Origin of the sequence: Burkholderia sp. E168m15, from assembly GCF_016586105.1 — a bacterium.
Classification (GTDB): Bacteria; Pseudomonadota; Gammaproteobacteria; order Burkholderiales; family Burkholderiaceae; genus Burkholderia; species Burkholderia orbicola.
This window is the reverse complement of record NZ_BCPO01000168.1, coordinates 51,650-68,549: the sequence shown is the minus strand read 5'-3', so window position 1 is coordinate 68,549 and position 16,900 is coordinate 51,650. Positions and strand designations below refer to the sequence as shown.

At 66.7% G+C, this 16,900-nt stretch carries 17 protein-coding genes and 1 riboswitch; of the genes, 14 read left to right on the top strand and 3 right to left on the bottom strand.

Features of this window, described 5'->3' with window-relative positions; genetic code table 11:
• Positions 1-86 precede the first annotated feature (86 nt).
• Positions 87-1,097 carry a sodium:calcium antiporter gene (locus JMF86_RS25560; protein WP_011548395.1) on the bottom strand — a complete coding sequence of 337 codons (1,011 nt, stop codon included), beginning with the start codon at positions 1,095-1,097 and terminating at the stop codon, positions 87-89.
• Positions 1,098-1,166: 69 nt separating this feature from the next.
• A riboswitch (yybP-ykoY riboswitch) is annotated at positions 1,167-1,335 on the bottom strand.
• Positions 1,336-1,451: 116 nt separating this feature from the next.
• Here JMF86_RS25560 and JMF86_RS25555 point away from each other — a divergent pair.
• The 4 genes from JMF86_RS25555 (at position 1,452) to JMF86_RS25540 (ending at position 4,241) form a co-directional block, all read left to right on the top strand.
• Positions 1,452-1,727, top strand: coding sequence for a metal/formaldehyde-sensitive transcriptional repressor (locus JMF86_RS25555; protein ID WP_011548394.1), 276 nt, complete (start codon positions 1,452-1,454; stop codon positions 1,725-1,727).
• A gap of 12 nt (positions 1,728-1,739) precedes the next feature.
• Complete coding sequence (dmeF, locus tag JMF86_RS25550; protein ID WP_011548393.1) at positions 1,740-2,753, top strand: CDF family Co(II)/Ni(II) efflux transporter DmeF; 1,014 nt, start codon at positions 1,740-1,742, stop codon at positions 2,751-2,753.
• 2 nt (positions 2,754-2,755) lie between these two features.
• Positions 2,756-2,941 (top strand): DUF1289 domain-containing protein, encoded by a 186-nt coding sequence (locus JMF86_RS25545; RefSeq protein WP_006479855.1) that lies wholly within the window; start codon positions 2,756-2,758, stop codon positions 2,939-2,941.
• Between the two features lie 91 nt (positions 2,942-3,032).
• Positions 3,033-4,241, top strand: a complete 1,209-nt coding sequence (locus tag JMF86_RS25540) for an MFS transporter (protein ID WP_011548392.1) — start codon at positions 3,033-3,035, stop codon at positions 4,239-4,241.
• A 23-nt stretch (positions 4,242-4,264) separates the two neighbouring features.
• Here JMF86_RS25540 and JMF86_RS25535 read toward each other — a convergent pair whose 3' ends face one another.
• A complete protein-coding gene (locus tag JMF86_RS25535; protein WP_011548391.1) occupies positions 4,265-5,674 on the bottom strand; it encodes a heavy metal sensor histidine kinase in 1,410 nt (469 codons plus the stop codon).
• The gene (locus JMF86_RS25530; RefSeq protein ID WP_011548390.1) at positions 5,671-6,342 is read right to left on the bottom strand and encodes a heavy metal response regulator transcription factor; all 672 of its coding nucleotides are present in this window, start codon (positions 6,340-6,342) and stop codon (positions 5,671-5,673) included. Before JMF86_RS25530 ends, JMF86_RS25535 begins: the two co-directional genes overlap by 4 nt.
• Before the next feature lie 232 nt (positions 6,343-6,574).
• On the opposite strand from JMF86_RS25530, the gene JMF86_RS25525 reads away from it, so the two are divergent.
• The 10 genes from JMF86_RS25525 (at position 6,575) to JMF86_RS25480 (ending at position 16,836) form a co-directional block, all read left to right on the top strand.
• The gene (locus JMF86_RS25525) at positions 6,575-6,931 is read left to right on the top strand and encodes a hypothetical protein (protein WP_041489424.1); all 357 of its coding nucleotides are present in this window, start codon (positions 6,575-6,577) and stop codon (positions 6,929-6,931) included.
• A gap of 88 nt (positions 6,932-7,019) precedes the next feature.
• Entirely contained in the window at positions 7,020-7,289 is a 270-nt protein-coding gene (locus JMF86_RS25520) for a hypothetical protein (RefSeq protein ID WP_041489495.1), read from the top strand.
• A complete protein-coding gene (locus JMF86_RS25515) occupies positions 7,286-8,788 on the top strand; it encodes a TolC family protein (RefSeq protein WP_011548387.1) in 1,503 nt (500 codons plus the stop codon). Before JMF86_RS25520 ends, JMF86_RS25515 begins: the two co-directional genes overlap by 4 nt.
• Before the next feature lies 1 nt (position 8,789).
• Positions 8,790-10,085, top strand: a complete 1,296-nt coding sequence (locus JMF86_RS25510; protein ID WP_011548386.1) for a multicopper oxidase family protein — start codon at positions 8,790-8,792, stop codon at positions 10,083-10,085.
• A 66-nt stretch (positions 10,086-10,151) separates the two neighbouring features.
• Positions 10,152-10,496: a copper-binding protein gene (locus JMF86_RS25505; protein ID WP_011548385.1), complete on the top strand. Its 345-nt coding sequence runs from the start codon at positions 10,152-10,154 to the stop codon at positions 10,494-10,496.
• 16 nt (positions 10,497-10,512) lie between these two features.
• A complete protein-coding gene (gene copC, locus JMF86_RS25500; protein WP_011548384.1) occupies positions 10,513-10,893 on the top strand; it encodes a copper homeostasis periplasmic binding protein CopC in 381 nt (126 codons plus the stop codon).
• Positions 10,890-11,831: a CopD family protein gene (locus tag JMF86_RS25495; RefSeq protein ID WP_011548383.1), complete on the top strand. Its 942-nt coding sequence runs from the start codon at positions 10,890-10,892 to the stop codon at positions 11,829-11,831. Before copC ends, JMF86_RS25495 begins: the two co-directional genes overlap by 4 nt.
• A gap of 169 nt (positions 11,832-12,000) precedes the next feature.
• Positions 12,001-13,815, top strand: coding sequence for an ExeM/NucH family extracellular endonuclease (locus JMF86_RS25490; RefSeq protein ID WP_011548382.1), 1,815 nt, complete (start codon positions 12,001-12,003; stop codon positions 13,813-13,815).
• A gap of 698 nt (positions 13,816-14,513) precedes the next feature.
• Positions 14,514-16,361: a peptidase S10 gene (locus JMF86_RS25485; protein WP_011548380.1), complete on the top strand. Its 1,848-nt coding sequence runs from the start codon at positions 14,514-14,516 to the stop codon at positions 16,359-16,361.
• Between the two features lie 82 nt (positions 16,362-16,443).
• Complete coding sequence (locus tag JMF86_RS25480; protein ID WP_226292281.1) at positions 16,444-16,836, top strand: 2-oxoglutarate dehydrogenase; 393 nt, start codon at positions 16,444-16,446, stop codon at positions 16,834-16,836.
• Positions 16,837-16,900 lie beyond the last annotated feature (64 nt).

The window sequence follows — 16,900 nt, the reverse complement described above, 5'->3', positions numbered from 1 at the left end:
ATGCGGGCGTCGCAGCTGCCGCCCGCATCCGGCGCCGTGAAGCGCGCGCGCCGACGTGTTGGTCGGCCGGCGCGCCCGACCGGCGTTCAACGCGCCAGCGTCACCGCCAGATATCCCGCATAACCCGCGCCATTCGCAAGCAACGCCCAGATCGCGAGCCCGCGCGTACGTGCATTGACGCGCAGCCAGGCCGCCGCCGCGAGCGTGATGATCACGCCGGTCAGCACTTCGGGGCGCGGCTCCCACGGCGTCAGCATAATGCCGATGGCCGGCAGCAGCGTGCCCTGGAACACCATCGCACCGGTGATGTTGCCGAACGCCAGCGTGTCTTTCCCGCGGCGAATCCACAGCACGCTGTTGACCTTCTCCGGCAGCTCCGTCGCGATCGGCACGATGATCAGCGACAGCAGCAGCGCCGACACGCCGAGCACGTGCGACACGCCTTCCACGCCGTGAATGAAGCCCTTCGCGCCGCCGACCAGCAGCGCGACGCCGATCAGCAGTTGCAGCACGATCGTCGCCAGGTTGGTCGGCAGGCCGATGCGCGACAGCAACATCGCATGCGGCGCCTCGGTGCCGTGCCCGGCATCGACGAGCCGAGTCGACGCGCGGAACGTCAGCACGACGTACATCACGTAGAGGCCGACCAGCATCGCGGCGAGCAGCGCGCGCACGGCCCAGTTGTGATGCGGGACGAACATCGCGACGGTCGCCAGTGAGAAGGCGGCGAGGAAGGTATTCATGTCGCGCACGAAGCCCGTGCGTTCGGGCGCAATCGTGCCGCGCGGCCCGCGCGAGCGGATCACGGCGAGCGCCATCAGGAACGTGGTGAGCGTCGCGAGCATCAGCGGCGCGCCGAGGATCGCGCCGACGCCAATCTCCTCGTTGACGGCCTGACTCGACGTGCCGCCGGCCAGCGCGAGCAGCGGCACCATCGTTTCGGGCAGCGCGGTGCCGACGGCCGCGAACAGCGAGCCGGTCACGCCTTCGGAAATCTTCAGGCGTTCGCCGAGATGTTCGAGCGCATTGGTGAAGACTTCGGCCGCGACGAGGATGACGATCAGCATGAACGCGAGTTCGACGAACATGAAGGTCATGCGGCACCTCCGCAGGCAGCGGGGGCGTGGGGCAGGTGAGCAGGGAGGAACATGGGGACTCCGTGGTCGGACGCTGACGAACCATGACACATCCGCCGACGTCCGACCAGGAACGACGCGATGTGCCGATGGTCTCGCCAAGCCGATCAGGTTGAACGCGCCACGGCCGCAGGCCGAGTGTGTTGACGCGTTCGCTTTCCGGGGGACGGAAAGCAGGCTACTCCCCAAAGACGGAAAGCAGTCTAGCCGAGCGGTTTTCTTTCGACAAGCCTTCGTCTCGAAAAAATATACCCCTCCACCCTATAGGGGCAGCGCTTTGGAGATATACTCCCCTACCCTATACAGGAGCCATCGATGAGTCATACCGTTCGCGAAAAACAGAAGCTGCTGAACCGCGTGCGCCGTATCAAGGGACAGGTCGAGGCGATCGAGCGGGCGCTGGAAGACGAGCGCGGCTGCAACGACGTGCTGCAACTGATCACGAGCTGCCGCGGCGCGATGAACGGCCTGCTGGCGGTCGTGCTGGAAGATCACATCCGGTCGCATCTCGTCGATGCGGACACGCCCGACGCGCACGAAGGCAGCGCGACCGAGCAGCTGATCGAGGTCGTCCACAGCTATTTCAAGTAAGCGGATCGGAACATGAACGAATTCAAGAGCCCGGCGGCCGGCGGCGCGCACAGTCACGCGTTTCTGGGCGCCGCCCATGCGCGCAACGAGCGGAAGACGTGGATGGTCATCGGCCTGTGCACGGCGATGATGATCGCCGAGATCGTCGGCGGCACGCTGTTCGGGTCGCTCGCGCTGGTCGCGGACGGGCTGCACATGTCGACGCATGCGGGCGCGATGCTGATCGCCGCGCTGGCCTATACCTATGCGCGCCGGCACGCCGACGATCCGCGCTTCGTGTTCGGCACCGGCAAGCTCGGCGACCTGGCCGGCTTCACGAGCGCGATCGTGCTGGCGATGATCGCGTTGCTGATCGGCTATGAGGCGATCGCGCGCCTGCTGGCGCCGGTGCCGATTCACTTCGACGAAGCGATTCCGATCGCCGTGCTGGGGCTTGCCGTGAACCTCGCCAGCGTGTGGCTGCTGAGCGGCGATCACCATCACGGGCACGATCACGGCCATCATCATGCGCATGGGCACGACGATCACCATGACCATGACCACGACGACGCACACCACGCGCATCATGCTCACGGGTCGCACTCGGCCGCGCATCGCGATCACAACATCCGGTCGGCCTACGTTCACGTGATCGCCGACGCGGCCGTGTCGGTGCTGGCGATCGTCGGCCTGCTGCTCGCGCGGGCGTTCGGATGGGTCTGGATGGACCCGCTCGCGGGCATCGTCGGTGCGCTGGTGATTGCCAACTGGGCGTACGGGCTGATGCGCGATACGGGCGGAATCCTGCTCGACGTCAACGTCGATCGCAAGCTGACCGACAACGTGCGCCGCGCGATCGAGGCGCTCGGCGACAAGGTCAACGATCTCCATGTGTGGCGCGTGGGCCCCGGGCACATGAGCGCGATCGTGTCGGTCGAATCGGGCGACGCCGCGCGCGATGCGCGCTTTTATCATGCGCTGGTCGCGGGCTTCGACGGCGTGTCGCACGTGACCGTCGAAGTGCTGACGCCCGCGAAGGCGGCCTGATCGTGGCCGTGAAATCGCCGTGTATCGAGCTGTGCGCGTTCGACGGCCGCACCGGCTTTTGCGTCGGCTGCCTGCGCACCCGCGACGAGGCGCGCGACTGGAAGAAGCTGACCGACCATCGCCGGCACCAGATCCTCAACGACCGCACGCGCCGGCAGGCGAAACTCCGGCGCGACGCGGCGGAATAACCAGGGTGCACGCGCAACCTGCGATCGTGTCACGGGACTGCAGTAGCATCACAGGCATTCAGCGTCAGGATTCCTGAACCGGGGACGACCCATGCAGACCGACTCATCGACCGGCATTCTTCGGCAGATTCCGCGCAGCGTGTGGGTGCTCGGCTGTGTCAGCCTGCTGATGGACGTGTCGTCCGAAATCATCCACAGCCTGTTGCCGATGTTCCTGATGGCGGGGCTCGGTGCGAGCGCGACGACGATCGGCCTGATCGAGGGGATCGCCGAGGCGACGTCGCCGGTCGTCAAGGTGTTCTCCGGCACGCTGAGCGACTATCTGCGCAATCGCAAATGGCTCGCGGTGGCCGGCTACGCCCTCGGCGCGCTCAGCAAGCCGCTGTTCGCGATCGCGCCGACGATCGGTGTCGTGGTGACCGCACGGATCGTCGACCGCGTCGGCAAGGGGATTCGCGGCGCGCCGCGCGATGCGCTCGTCGCCGACGTGACGCCCGTTCACCTGCGCGGCGCCGCGTACGGGTTGCGTCAGTCGCTCGACACGGTGGGCGCGTTCCTCGGGCCGCTGCTGGCCGTCGTCATCATGCTGATGTGGCGCGACGATTTCCGCCTCGCGTTCTGGCTGGCCGTGATCCCCGGCGTGCTCGCCGTGGCGCTGCTCGCGGTCGGCATTGATGAGCCCGCACGTGCGCCGGGCGAGAAGCGCGTCAATCCGGTTCGCCGCGAGGTCGTCGCGCAACTCGGCGCGCGCTACTGGTGGGTCGTGGCCGTCGGCGGCGTGTTCGCGCTGGCGCGTTTCAGCGAGGCGTTCCTCGTGCTGCGCGCGATGAGCAGCGGCGTGCCCGTCGCACTCGTGCCGCTCGTGATGGTCGCGATGAACGTCGTATACGCGTTGTCCGCTTACCCGTTCGGTAAGCTCGCCGATACGACGAGCCACACGAAACTGATGGTGGTCGGGCTCGCGCTGCTGATCGTCGCCGATATCGTGCTGGCGCACGGCGCGCACTGGCCGACCGTGCTCGTCGGTGTCGCGCTGTGGGGCCTCCATATGGGGATGACGCAAGGGCTGCTCGCGACGATGGTCGCGCAGGCCGCGCCGGCCGAATTGAGAGGGACGGCGTTCGGCGTGTTCAACCTGATCAGCGGCATCGTCACGCTCGTATCGAGCGTCGTCGCGGGTGCCCTGTGGGACCAGATGGGCGCCGCCGCCACGTTCTATGCGGGGGCCGTATTCAGCGCAGCGACCATCGTGTTGCTCGTGTGCGTTCGCACGTCGTTCGGCGCGGTGCAGGATCGCTAGCGCCGAATGCGGCGGCGCATGACTTAACTATCCGTACCGCGTGGAAAGTACAGCGCGAACGTCGTGCGCCCGTCGCGGCTCGCGACTTCCACCTTGCCGCGATGCAGCTCCATGATCGACTTCACGATCGCGAGCCCGAGCCCCGCGTTGCGCGCCGCGCCGTGCCGCGACGAATCGATCCGGTAGAAGCGCTCGAAGATCCGCTCGACCTGTTCGGGCGGAATCGCGACGCCGCGATTCGTGACTTCGACGACTGCGTAGCTGCCTTGTACGGACACGGCCAGTTCGATCGTCGACGCGGCTTGCGCGTGTTCGAGCGCATTCGACGCGAGGTTGCTCACCGCACGCCGGAACAGTGTCGCATCCGCGACGACCGGCGCTTCGCCATGCACGTCGATGCGCACGCCGGCCTCGTCGGCCAGCGCCTGGAAATACGACGCGAGCCGGCGCAGTTCGCTGCCCGCATCGAGTTCGGCGGTCTTCAGGTGCTGCCGCGCATTGTCGGTACGGGCGAGAAACAGCATGTTCTCGATCATCCGCTGCAGCCGTTCGCATTCCTCGATATTCGATTCGATCAGCGCTTCATATTCGTCGGTCGTGCGCGCGCGCGACAGCGTGATCTGCGACGAGCTGATCACGTTCGCGAGCGGCGTGCGCATGTCGTGCGCGAGATCGGATGAGAACTGCGACAGCCGCACGAACGCGCGTTCGAGCCGGTCGAGCATCCGGTTCACCGACGTGGCGAGCTCGCGCAATTCGACCGGGCCGCCGCGCGCGTCGAGGCGCGCGTTCAGGTTGTGCGCCTCGATGCGCGACGTCTGTCGGCCGAGGCTCTCGACCGGGCGCAGCCCGCGCGACGCGACCGCATAGCCGAGCGCACCGACCAGCAGCGCGCCGACGGCCGCCGCGAGCCAGATGTCGACGCGATAGCTTTCGAGCAGCGACTGGCGATCGGTTGCGGTGCGCGCGAGCGCGACCTGGATCGCTTCGCCGGACGGCAGCGTTTCGCGCGCATACACGCAGCGCGACGTGCCGATGCCGGGCGGCGCGCACGTGAACGGGCTGCCGGCGTTGCCAGCCGGATGCGAGGCCGAGATCACCGACGCAAGCGTGTTGCCGGCTTCGTCGGAATGCTCGACAAGCGGGCGGTGTTGCGCATCGTAGATGCCGAGATAGACGCCCGGATGCGACAGCAGCACGTCGTGGAACACGGCCGGATCGGCGCGCAGCGCGGCTGTCGACCCGCTGGCGCGCGCGAGTTGCAGGAACTGGTTGAGCTTGGCGGAGATCTCGATGTCGTCGCGCCGTGTCAATTCGGCGGACAACGAGCGGTAGAGATACGCGCCAGTCAGCGCGAATACCAGCGCCGCGACGGCGGCGAACGCGAGCGTCAGGCGCCGCAGCAGCGAATACGACGCGGGGCGCGCGGTCACGAACGATCCTCGAGCACGTAGCCCATGCCGCGGATCGTGTGGATCAGCTTCTTCTCGTACGCGTTGTCGATCTTCGCGCGCAAGCGCTTGATCGCCGCGTCGACGACGTTCGTGTCGCTGTCGAAATTCATGTCCCAGATCTGCGACGTGATGAAGGTGCGCGTCAGCACCTCGCCTTCGCGTTCCGCGAGCAACTGCAGCAGCGCGAATTCCTGCGCGGTCAGGTCGATGCGAGTGTCCGCGCGCCGCACGCGACGCTTGAGCAGGTCGATTTCGAGATCGGCGACGTGCAGGATGTCGCGCACGTTGCGTGGCGCGCGGCGCAGCAGCGAGCGGATACGCGCGAGGAATTCGGCATACGCGAACGGCTTGAGCAGGTAATCGTCGGCGCCGAGTTCGAGCCCGGCGACCTTGTCCTCGATCGCCTCGCGGGCCGTGAGCAGCAGCACGGGCGTCTGCTTCTGCGCGCGCAGCCGCCTGAGCACCTCGAAGCCGTCCAGCGCGGGCAGCATCACGTCGAGCACGATCAGGTCGAAATCCTCGTGCAAGGCGAGGAACAGGCCGTCCTGGCCGTTTTCCGTGACATCGACCGTGTAGCTCGCCTCCGTCAACCCCTTCCGGAGGTATGACGCCATCTTGGGTTCGTCTTCGACTATCAGTATCCGCATGGTGAGGCAGGCTGTCCGTGATTCCAGCCGGTCAGTGTAACGCCGGAGCGTACGGCAGCGCGCGTGCGTGAAGAATGACCGGCGGATGACGGAATTGTCATGAAAAGCCGGTCATGTTTCGGCCATGCCGTCGTCACCGCGGCGGCGATAAGCTGCGACCGTCTTGTCCCCGGAGCGCGCCGTCGTGCGACGCGCCGGCCCTAACGATCGCTGTCTGCCTGATCTCGCATCCATGTCGTACTGGCGCACATTTCTCGTCGTCGTGTTGCTCGCGCTGAGCCTGTCGATCCCGTCGTTCGCGGCGGTTTCGATGCAGTGCCCGGGCGCCGCCGTGCCGCAAGAGGAAAAGGCGTCGCACGCGATGCCGGCCGCGCAGGGTGGCCATCACGATCACGGCGATCACGCGCGGCATGCGTCGTCATGTGCCGCGTGCGTGTCCTGCTGCTTTGGCACGGGGATGTCGAGTGCGCCTGCGGTGCCCGCCGCGGCGAGCGTCGGCGTCACCATCGTCGCGCCTCCGCGTTCGGCCGGGGGCGTGTCGTTCCTGACGGGCGGCATCGACCGGCCGCCGCGCCGGATGCCCGCCTAGTCGCTGCCCGCGGCCGATGCGCCGCGATCCGCCATCCGCTCCGGCGGCCGCATCCGGCGCGCCGGACGACTTACGACGAGACATGTTCATGCGATTGATCATTGCGGCGCTGTTGGGCGTGGCGGCCCTCGTGCCGTCGCTCGCGCCCGCGCAAACTCCGTTTCCCGATCCGGCGGACGCCGCCGCGTCGGTGCCGGACGTCACCGTGACGTCCGCGTTCGACGGCTACCGGCCGTATCGGGACGACGCAGGCCCGGGCTGGAAGCAACTGAACCGGGACGTGATGGAGCGGCCCGCGAAAGGGCGCACGACCGGCAACGCCGCGCCCCATTCGACGCACGGAGGGGCCACGCGATGACGACGCTCGCGATATCACCGAGGATCGGCGCGGCCGCGATCGCGCTGGCGTTCCTCGTGGGCTGCACGACGTTTTCGAAGGATGGCGGGTTCGACGCCGTGTCGTCGGCTGCATCGGAACGCATCGGAAAGGACGCGGTGGTGGTGAGGACCGACGCCGACCGCGAAGCGGTCGACCAGCGGACGAAGGAACTGCTCGGCAAGCCGCTGTCGATGGACGACGCGGTGCAGGTCGCGTTGCTGAACAACCGCGGGCTGCAGGCGTCGTACGCGGAACTCGGGCTGTCGGAGGCCGACCTCGTGCAGGCCGGCCGGTTGCCGAACCCGCGCTTCGCGTTCAGCCGCACGCGTGCCGGCGATGGCGAGCTGACGCTTGGCCGCACGTTCTCGGCGAACGTGTTCGCGCTGCTGACGATGCCGCTCGCAACGAAGATCGAACGCCGCCGTTTCGAGCAGACCAAGCTCGAAACGGCCGATGCGATGCTGAAGGTCGCGGCCGACGCGCGCCGCGCGTATGTCGAGGCGGTCGCCGCCGAGCAGGCCGCACACTATGCGCAGCAGGTGCGCGACGCCGCGAGCGCGGCCGCCGAACTCGCACTGCGCATGCGGCAGGCCGGCAACTTCAGCCGGCTCGACTACGCCCGTGAACAGGCGTTTCACGCCGACGCGGTCGCGCAGCACGCGAAAACGCGGCAGCAGGCCATCGCCGCACGCGAGAAGCTCACGCGCGCGATGGGGCTGTGGGGCGAGCGCACGCGGTACGCGCTGCCCGAGCGCTTGCCGGATCTGCCGAAGGCGCGCCCGAACCTGCCCGACCTCGAACGCTTCGCGATGGGCAATCGCCTCGACGTCCAGGCCGCGAAGCTGCAGACGCAGGGCGTCGCGTCGTCGCTCGGCCTGAGCAAGGCCACGCGTTTCGTCAACGCGGTCGAGCTCGGCTACGTGAACGACTACGAGACCGGCAAGGGCCACGAGCACGGTTACGAGATCAGCGTCGAGATTCCGCTGTTCGACTGGGGTGGCGCCAAGGTCGCGCGCGCCGAGGCGATCTACATGCAGTCCGCGAACCGGCTCGCGAAAACGGCCATCGATGCACGCTCGGAAGTACGCGAATCGTATGCGGCGTACGTGACGAGCTACGACGTCGCGACGCACTATCGCGACGAAGTCGTGCCGCTGCGCAAGACGATCTCCGACGAACTGCTGCTGCGCTACAACGGGATGCTCGCGAGCGTGTTCGAGCTGCTGACCGATGCGCGCGAACAGGTCGGCGCGGTCAACGGCTACATCGATGCGCTGAAGGACTACTGGCTCGCGGAAACCGATCTGCAGATGGCCGTCGGCGGCCGGTTGCCGTTACCGGGTGCCGTGCCGAGCGCGACGCATTCCGCCGAATCCGCACCCCAATCCCCATCCAGCGCCGACGCTGCGCCGCAGCCGGCTTCCACTCCCGCGGCGCCGTCGGCGCCCGCCACGCAACCGCATCCGGAAGGTCATTGACATGGTGTCCCGTCGACAATTTCTCAGCGGCTCGGGCGCCGCACTGCTCGGTGCGGCGATGGTCAGCAAGGCTGGCGCCGCGTCGTTGCCCGACGCGCCGACGATGGCGAAAGCCGGCACGCAGCCGCCGCTCGTGCCGCCCAACGGCCGCCCGTACACGCCCGTCGCGACGCTGAACGGCTGGTCGCTGCCGTGGCGGATGAAGAACGGCTGGAAGGAATTCCACCTGACGGCCGAGCCCGTCGTGCGCGAGATGGCGCCCGGCATGAACGCGAACCTGTGGGGCTACAACGGTCAGTCGCCGGGCCCGACGATCGAGGCCGTCGAAGGCGACAAGGTCCGCATCTTCGTGACCAACCGGCTGCCCGAGCACACGACGATCCACTGGCACGGGCTGCGGCTGCCGAACGGGATGGACGGCGTCGGCGGCCTCACGCAGCCGCATATCCCGCCCGGCAAGACCTTCGTCTACGAGTTCCAGCTCGAAGCGCACGGCACGTTCATGTATCACCCGCATGCCGACGAGATGGTGCAGATGGCGATGGGGATGATGGGGATGTTCATCGTACATCCAAAGGACCGCGGCACGATGGCGGTCGATCGCGATTTCGTGTTCCTGCTCGCCGCATACGACATCGACCCGGGCAGCTACACGCCGCGCGTGAACGAGATGACCGACTTCAACATGTGGACCTTCAACTCGCGCGTGTTCCCGGGCATCGATCCGCTGCCGGTGCGCGCCGGCGACCGCGTGCGGATTCGTTTCGGCAACCTGACGATGACGAACCACCCGATCCACCTGCACGGCTACAGCTTCGAGGTCGCGGGCACCGACGGCGGCTGGATTCCGCCGGCCGCGCGCTGGCCGGAAGTGACGGCCGATGTCGCGGTGGGTCAGATGCGCGCGATCGAGTTCACCGCCGATCGTCCGGGCGACTGGGCGTTCCATTGCCACAAGTCGCACCACACGATGAATGCGATGGGCCATCAGGTGCCGAACCTGATCGGCGTACCGCAGAAGGATCTCGCGAAGCGCATCGGCAAGCTCGTGCCCGACTACATGGCGATGGGCAGCACGGGCGGCGCGATGGGCGGCATGGAGATGCCGCTGCCAGACAACACGCTGCCGATGATGACCGGCACCGGCCCGTTCGGGCCGCTGGAGATGGGCGGCATGTTCACGGTGCTCAAGGTGCGGCAGGGGCTGGGCCGCAACGACTATCGCGATCCGGGCTGGTTCCGGCATCCGAAGGGCACCGTCGCATACGAATACACCGGCGAATTGCCGGACGGCTGAAGCAGCATGCGGCGGCCGCGTCGATGCGGCCGCCGGTTTCCATTCACTCACACGGGAGTCGACACGATGAAGAAGGGACTGGTTTTGATGGCGACGGGGTGCGCGCTGGCGTTCTCCGCGGCGTCGTACGCGGCCGGCGACATGGCCGGCATGGACATGAGCGCGAATGCGAAGCAGGGCGCCGCGGCGTCGCGCATGTCGCACGGCGAGATCCGCAAGGTCGACACGGCGGCCGGCAAGCTGACGATCAAGCACGGCCCGCTGGAGAACCTCGGGATGGACGCGATGACGATGGTGTTCAAGGTGAAGGACCCGGCGATGCTGGCGCAGGTGAAGGTGGGCGATACGATCGATTTCGTCGCCGAGGACGTGGACGGTGCGTTGACCGTCGTCGAGCTGAAGAAGCCGTGAAGCGGAGCGCGTGAACATGACGATCTCGATGCTCAAGCGGCTGGCCGGCTTTGCCGCGGCTACCGCCATCTTCGCAGGCGCACCGGTCGCGGCGTCGGCGCACGGCAAGCTGGAGCGCGCCGTACCGGCGGCCGGCAGCACGATCGATGCGGCGCCCGACACGGTGCGGCTCACGTTCAACGAAGACGTCGAACCGGCGTTCAGCTCGGTGAAGGTGTCGGACGCGAGCGGCAACGCCGTCACGCAGGACAAGGCGAAGGTCGACGCGTCGAACCCGCGCGTGATGACCGTCGCGATACCGAAGCTTGCGGCAGGCGCGTACACCGTACAGTGGGCGGCGATGACGGCCGATGCGCATCGCACGAAGGGCGCCTATACGTTCCGGGTGAAGGAATGAACGACGGCATCGTCGGCCTGCTGCGGCTCGTGGCGGTGGCGATCCAGAACGCCGGGTTCGCGGTCGTCGTCGGCGCATTGCTCGGCCGGCACTGGCTCGCACGTGGCGTGTCCGCGTGGCAGCACGACGTTGGGCGGCGGCTCGCCGCGACGCTGCGTATTGCGTCCGTCGTATCGCTGCTCGCGAGCGTCGCCGCATTCTGGGCGCACTGCGCATTGATGAGCGAGGTGTCGCTGCTCGACGCAGGGCTGGCGGTGTGTTCGATGCTCGCGCGCACCGGCTTCGGTCATGCGTGGCTGGCCGGGGCGGCGTTCATGCTCGTCGTCGTGCTGCTGTCGTTCGTCGGACGCACGGACGACACGCGGTTTCCGTTCGCGATGGTGGCTGCCCTCGCTTGTGTCGCGCTGGCGCGCAGCAACGGCGGCCATCCGGTGGACGCCGGGCTGTTCAGCGTGCCAGTGTGGATCGATTGGCTGCATCTGCTGGCGATCAGCGCGTGGGTGGGGCTCGTGCTCGTGACGGCATTCGGCGTGATGTCGCGGCTCGCCCGCATGCCGGCGAGCGAACGCGCGACGGGCGCATCGTTCGTGCAGTCGCTGTCCGACGCATCCACTTACGCGCTGGTCGTGTTGTTCGCGACCGGCGCGTACAACGGCTGGCGCGGCGTCGATACACCCGCCAACCTGTTCGCGTCGACGTACGGGCAAATCCTGCTGCTGAAGCTTGTGCTCGTGCTGATTGCCGCGATGCTCGGCGGACACAACCGCTTCTTCGGGATGCCGGAGCTGCTGGCCGCGTTGAAGGACCCGGCCGCCGCGATACCGGTACGCGCGTTGAGACGGTTCGGCATGGTGTTGCGAGTCGAGGCGGTCGTGCTCGGCGGCGTGCTGATGGTGGCGGCCGTGCTCGTGTCGAGCGCGTTGCCGGGGACGGCCTAGCGGCGGGGCTTCGTCGTCGGAAGATCGGCTGCATTGTCGAGACTTGACCGGACGACGCATGGCGATCGCGGCGTGATGACGACGATTACATCGGCCTGTCTCGCGATTACCAAAAACTGTCATTGAGCGCCGCTAAGCTTTCGCCACCCTCACAACCGGGATTCCCGCCATGCGCTCGCCAATCTGCCTGTTTGCCCCGCTATTGTTGCTCCCGACGCTCGCCGCGCCGGTATTCGCCGCCACTGCCGCGCCCGTCAGCGCGAACTGCGGCGGCAGCACGACGCCGATCGCCGATATCCAGGGGGCCGGCGCGCCGTCGCCGCTCGCCGGTCAGAACGCATCGATCGAAGCGGTCGTCACCGCCGATTTCGGCGGCACCGACGGTTTCGGCGGCTTCTTCGTCCAGCAGGCGGACGCGCAGCGCCGCAACCAGCCGGGCGTGTCCGAAGGCCTGTTCGTCTATGCGCCGAAAGCGCGCGCGAAGGCCGGCGATCTCGTGCACGTAACGGGCAAGGTCGAGGAGAAATACGGGCAGACGCAGCTCACGCTGCAGGGCGCGATCGCGGTATGCGCGAACGGCCAGACGGTCACGCCCGCGACGCTCACGCTGCCGGTCGACAGCCCGAGCGCGTTCGCCGCATACGAAGGGATGCTCGTGCGCCTGCCGCAGACGCTGAGCGTCACCGACAACTACGAACTCGGCCGCTACGGCAGCGTGATGCTCAGCAACGGCCGCCTGCGTACGCCGACGAGCGTCGTGCCGCCCGCGCAGGCGCAGACGCAGATCGACGCGAACGCGCGCAACCGCCTGATCCTCGACGACGGCTCGAACAAGCAGAACCCCGCGACCGTGCCGTATCCGGCGCCGGGCCTGTCGGCCGCGAACACGCTGCGCGCGGGCTACACCGTGCGCGACGTGGAAGGCGTGCTCGAAGTGCGTTACGGCGCCTGGCGCGTGCAGCCGCTGCCGGGCGCGGCCGTGCCGGCGTTCGACGCGCGTTCGAACCCGCGCACCATCGCACCGGCGCGCGATCCGAAATCGAACCTGCGCGTCGCATCGTTCAACGTACTGAACTACTTCAACGGCAACGGTCTCGGCGGCGGCTTCGACGATCCGAACAATCGCGGCGCGAAGACGTTCCAGGAATTCCAGCGCCAGGAAGCGAAGATCGTCAGCGCGCTGAAGGCGATCGACGCCGACGTGATCGGCCTGATGGAAATCCAGAACAACGGCTATGGCGAACTGAGCGCGGTGCGCCAGCTCGCGGCGAAGCTGGGCAACCACTGGCGCGTGGTCGATCCGGGCACGTCGCGGCTCGGCGGCGATGCGATTGCGGTCGCGATGATCTACGACAGCCGCAAGGTCGAGCCGGTCGGCCGTGCGGCGACGCTCGCGATCGACGACAAGAATCGCCAGCCGCTCGCGCAGTCGTTCCGGCTGGTCAACGGCAACAAGCAGGCGCTGACGGTGGCCGTGAACCACCTGAAGTCGAAGAACTGCCCGGACGCCGCGAACGACGATCTCGACCAGGGCGATGGTCAAGGCTGCTGGAACCCGACGCGCACGCGCGCGGCGGCGAAGGTCGCCGACTGGCTGGCCGGCAACCCGACGGGCGTCAAGAGCCAGGGCGTGCTGCTGATCGGCGACTTCAACAGCTACACGTACGAAGATCCGATCCGCACGCTGGAATCGCGCGGCTACCGCAACCTCGTCGCGCGCTGGATCGGCGCGAATGCGTACAGCTACGTGTACAACGGCGAAGCCGGTTATCTCGACCACGCACTGGCGACGCTGCCGCTCGCGTCGCACGTTAAGGCCGTGCACGAATGGCACATCAATGCGGACGAGCCGCTCGCGCTGCAGTACACGCTTGCGTACAAGTCGGCCGAGCAGCAGAAGACGTTCTACGCGGCCGATGCGTATCGTTCGTCGGATCACGATCCGGTGCTGATCGATATCGCGCTGCCGGGCGGCGGAAAGTAAGCGTGGTTTGAGTCTTGGTGACGGCGCGATGTGCGGCAATGCCGGACATCGCGCCCGTTCCGGAAAGCCGTTCGAATACCGGGTAAATAATGCCGTGAACAATTAATCGAACCGGTATTTTATGGATGATGCGGTGCACATCGATACTTCGATTGAAGTGCGATTGAAATGGAAAGAATCATCGAATGACGTGTGCATGCTGCTGCATCGTCTTAATCGATTGACGATAATAAAATTGAAAGAATAGTCCTGTCGATCTGAAGGCTTTCGATGCGTTTCTCCAATGCAGGAAAGGCTTCCGTGTTATGCCGAAAAAGTAAAATATTCGACGCGACATAGCCGATAAAGCTCGCCTTGCACGAATAATTCCGTTTTCTTTCAAATACCAGACACTGTCCAGCCTTCGCATCATTGCGGGATTTTTAATATCCGAATGATCTTTGACAACGCGGCGCAGCACCGCCTATTTTTGTCATGGCTCAAGTTTCAGTCATACAAAAGTTGTCCAAACTGCAGGGGGCGCGTCCGGGCATCATTCTCGCCAGCAGTTTGCTGTGTCTGTATCAAGTTCAGTCTCTTAGCAGTCCCATCCCCAACCGCCGACTGCCGATCGTGCAACGCGAGTGGCGGGTCAGCTTGCGCGTGTCGCGGGCGTTGGCGGCCTTTGTGACACGGTATCCGAAATCAAAGGGCAGAGAATGAAACCAGACAGGAGCAGTACCGGCAGCCGCCGTGTTCGTCGCGGCCGGCTGGCCGGGCTAGGCGCATTGACTGCCATGACACTGGCGCTCGCGGCATGCGGCGGTGACGATTCGTCGTCCGTCGGCGCGTCGAGTCTCGCGCAGGCCACCGCGAGCCAGCAGGCCAGCGCGCAGGCCGCCGGCACCCAGGCGCCGGCCACCAACCAGCCGTACGTCGACCCGGTCGCGTACTCGATGAACGCGACCGACGGCCTTGCGCCGTCGCAGGTGTCCGAGAAAGCGGCCGTCATGCATTACCAGTGGAAAGGCGGCGGCAAGACGATCGACTACACGACCACCACCGGCCACCTGACCGCGCAGGATGCGAACGGCAACCCGGAAGCGTCGATGTCGTATGTCGCGTACACCGCGCCCAGCACGAACGGCAAGCCGCGCCCGGTCACGTTCGTCTATAACGGCGGGCCCGGCTCGTCGTCGATCTGGCTGCGCCTCGGCTCGTTCGCGCCGACCCGCGTGGCCACGCCCGATCCGCTGTTCGGCAACAACTGGCCGAACTATCCGCTCGTCGACAATGCGGAGAGCCTGATCGACACCACCGACCTCGTGTTCATCGACCCGCCCGGCACCGGGCTGTCGGAAGCCGTGTTGCCGAACACCAACCAGAAGTACTGGGGTTCCGACGTGGACGTGAACATCATGCGCGACTTCATCCAGCGCTACCTGAACGTCAACAGCCGCGGCACGTCGCCGATCTACCTGTACGGCGAATCGTACGGCACGCCGCGTACCGACATGCTCGCGCTCGCGCTCGAATCGGCCGGCGTGCACCTGACGGGCATCGTGCTGCAGTCGGCGATCCTGAACTACTTCGCGGACGCGGTGGAAGCGGTGGCGATCACGCAATCGACCGAAGGGCTGTTGCTCGATACCGACACGGTGGCCGGCTATCTGCCCGGCTACGCGGCGGTCGCGGCGTACTTCAACCAGGTGTCGCCGGCGCCGGTGAACCAGGATCTGTATGCACTGCAGACGGAACTGTTCACGACGCTGATCTACAGCCAGCTGCAGAAGTACTCGCAGTCGTGGGTGTTGAGCCAGCTCGGCATCCCGGATGCGCTCGGCACGCCGGTGTTCCCGAGCGATGCGACGCTCAGGCTGTGGTCGATCCCGTCGAGCCTCACCCAGCAGGCGCTGCGCGGTTACTTCAACGCGAATCCGTTCGGCACGAGCCTGCTGCCCGGCACGACGATCGGCCGGTACGACGGGCGCGTGTCGTTGCCGAATTCGGACCCGCGGCTGCAGAACGACGGCGATCCGTCCGACATCCTGATCTCTCAGCCGTTCACGAACGCGCTCGCGACGCAGATGCCGGATTACCTCGGCTATACGGCCCCGAACGCGACGTACTTGCCGCTGAACGACAACATCATCGAGGTCTGGGATTTCTCGCACGACGGCCAGCCGATGCCGGACACGATCCCCGATCTGCTCGGCGCGCTGCAGCTCAACCCGAAGCTTCGCGTGCTCGCGGAGAACGGCTTCCACGATCTCGCGACGCCGTTCTTCAACACCGAGAAGCAACTCGCGCGGCTGCAGACGGTGAAGGGCCTGAATCCGAAGCTGCAGGTGAACTTCTTCCAGGGTGGTCACATGATCTATCTGGACGACGTCGCGCGCCCGCAGATGAAGCGGGATTTGCAGACCTTCTACAAGGGCGCGCGGATTCCGACGGCGCTGACGCTGCACACGCTGCCGCCGCCGTGGCCGGATGAAAACCCGCCGAGCGTCCCGACCGGCAGCACGCCAGGCGCGACCGCCGCGACGACGCTGGCGGCAACCCCTTGAGCGACGGAGTCCTTATCAAAGGAACCCTCTCTTCATCCATTGAATGCGAGCGATCATGTCCCTAATCCAATTGATGCGGCGTATGTCTCCGTTGATCGTGCTCGGTGCCGTGATGAGCAGTGCCCATGCGTTGCCGCCGCAGGCGGTGGCGCCGGTGAAGCTGCCGCACGGCGGGCGCGGTGTCGACGGTCCGTTCTTTCCGGCCACGCGCGCGGCGCCGGTGTTGCCGTCGACCGGCGCGGCCTTGCAACAGCAGGCGCAACAGCGCGTCGACGCGCGGCTCGGCGGCAATACCGTGCTGAGCAACGGCGCGGCGGTGACGAAAGCGCAGGCGCAGAGCAGCGGGCTCGGCTTCGTGTCGAAGCACTTCGACGAGATCGATGCGAAGCACACCGGCCGCGTGACGATGAGCGATGTCCGGCAGTTCATCCGGCAGCGGCAGGTGCAGGCGCAGCAGGAACAGCAGGACGAGTGACGTAGCCGGGCAGGGCGGCAGCCGGCGCGGCTTTCGGTCGCGCGGGCCGCCGAATGTCGGCGGG

What these genes read in the sequence shown, in the direction of transcription:
- JMF86_RS25560 (WP_011548395.1), bottom strand. Translation starts at nt 1,097, where the DNA reads ATGACCTTCATGTTCGTCGAACTCGCGTTCATGCTGATCGTCATCCTC.
- JMF86_RS25555 (WP_011548394.1), top strand. Translation starts at nt 1,452, where the DNA reads ATGAGTCATACCGTTCGCGAAAAACAGAAGCTGCTGAACCGCGTGCGC.
- dmeF (WP_011548393.1), top strand. Translation starts at nt 1,740, where the DNA reads ATGAACGAATTCAAGAGCCCGGCGGCCGGCGGCGCGCACAGTCACGCG.
- JMF86_RS25540 (WP_011548392.1), top strand. Translation starts at nt 3,033, where the DNA reads ATGCAGACCGACTCATCGACCGGCATTCTTCGGCAGATTCCGCGCAGC.
- JMF86_RS25530 (WP_011548390.1), bottom strand. Translation starts at nt 6,342, where the DNA reads ATGCGGATACTGATAGTCGAAGACGAACCCAAGATGGCGTCATACCTC.
- JMF86_RS25525 (WP_041489424.1), top strand. Translation starts at nt 6,575, where the DNA reads ATGTCGTACTGGCGCACATTTCTCGTCGTCGTGTTGCTCGCGCTGAGC.
- JMF86_RS25520 (WP_041489495.1), top strand. Translation starts at nt 7,020, where the DNA reads ATGCGATTGATCATTGCGGCGCTGTTGGGCGTGGCGGCCCTCGTGCCG.
- JMF86_RS25515 (WP_011548387.1), top strand. Translation starts at nt 7,286, where the DNA reads ATGACGACGCTCGCGATATCACCGAGGATCGGCGCGGCCGCGATCGCG.
- JMF86_RS25510 (WP_011548386.1), top strand. Translation starts at nt 8,790, where the DNA reads ATGGTGTCCCGTCGACAATTTCTCAGCGGCTCGGGCGCCGCACTGCTC.
- JMF86_RS25505 (WP_011548385.1), top strand. Translation starts at nt 10,152, where the DNA reads ATGAAGAAGGGACTGGTTTTGATGGCGACGGGGTGCGCGCTGGCGTTC.
- copC (WP_011548384.1), top strand. Translation starts at nt 10,513, where the DNA reads ATGACGATCTCGATGCTCAAGCGGCTGGCCGGCTTTGCCGCGGCTACC.
- JMF86_RS25495 (WP_011548383.1), top strand. Translation starts at nt 10,890, where the DNA reads ATGAACGACGGCATCGTCGGCCTGCTGCGGCTCGTGGCGGTGGCGATC.
- JMF86_RS25490 (WP_011548382.1), top strand. Translation starts at nt 12,001, where the DNA reads ATGCGCTCGCCAATCTGCCTGTTTGCCCCGCTATTGTTGCTCCCGACG.
- JMF86_RS25485 (WP_011548380.1), top strand. Translation starts at nt 14,514, where the DNA reads ATGAAACCAGACAGGAGCAGTACCGGCAGCCGCCGTGTTCGTCGCGGC.
- JMF86_RS25480 (WP_226292281.1), top strand. Translation starts at nt 16,444, where the DNA reads ATGTCTCCGTTGATCGTGCTCGGTGCCGTGATGAGCAGTGCCCATGCG.